The organism is Streptomyces sp. NPDC059454 (assembly GCF_042749965.1).
GTDB lineage: Bacteria > Actinomycetota > Actinomycetes > Streptomycetales > Streptomycetaceae > Streptomyces.
In genome coordinates this window covers 32,028-32,469 of the sequence record NZ_JBHYVC010000067.1, presented here as the reverse complement: position 1 = coordinate 32,469, position 442 = coordinate 32,028, and the positions used below count along the sequence as shown (strand labels likewise).

At 73.1% G+C, this 442-nt stretch carries 1 protein-coding gene; it reads left to right on the top strand.

All coding sequences use genetic code 11. The features are described 5' to 3' along the window. Nucleotides 1-151: 151 nt before the first annotated feature. Nucleotides 152-442: chaplin (locus ACFXAE_RS30830; RefSeq protein ID WP_384721108.1), on the top strand; the 291-nt coding region annotated here is incomplete at its 3' end.

The following is a 442-nucleotide window of genomic DNA, read 5'->3' as shown; positions in this document are numbered from 1 at the left end:
TCTTGGCCTGCCCCCCTGTGGCTTTGCGCCGGTCGCCCCGGGCGCGCCCCCCCCGCGCCCGGGGGCCGACCGGTCTCGTCGAACGTCGGAACACCGGGAATCCGGCGGAGCGCCGGTTCCCGGCACCAGGTCGAAGGCAGGGATTTCAGCAATGAGACAGGTCACCCGCAAGGGCCTGATGACGATGGCGGCCGCCACAGGCGTACTCGCCGCCGCGGGCGGGGCCGCCCACGCCGACTCCGGTGCGACGGGTCATGCCGCCGGCTCACCCGGCGTGCTCTCCGGGAACACGGTGCAGGCGCCGGTGGACGTCCCGGTGAACGTCTGCGGCAACACGGTCGACGTCGTCGGTCTTCTCAATCCGTCCGTGGGGAACTCCTGCGCCAACCAGAGTGGCCCCTCCTCGCACGGCCACGGCGGTGCGCACGCCGACGGGTATGCC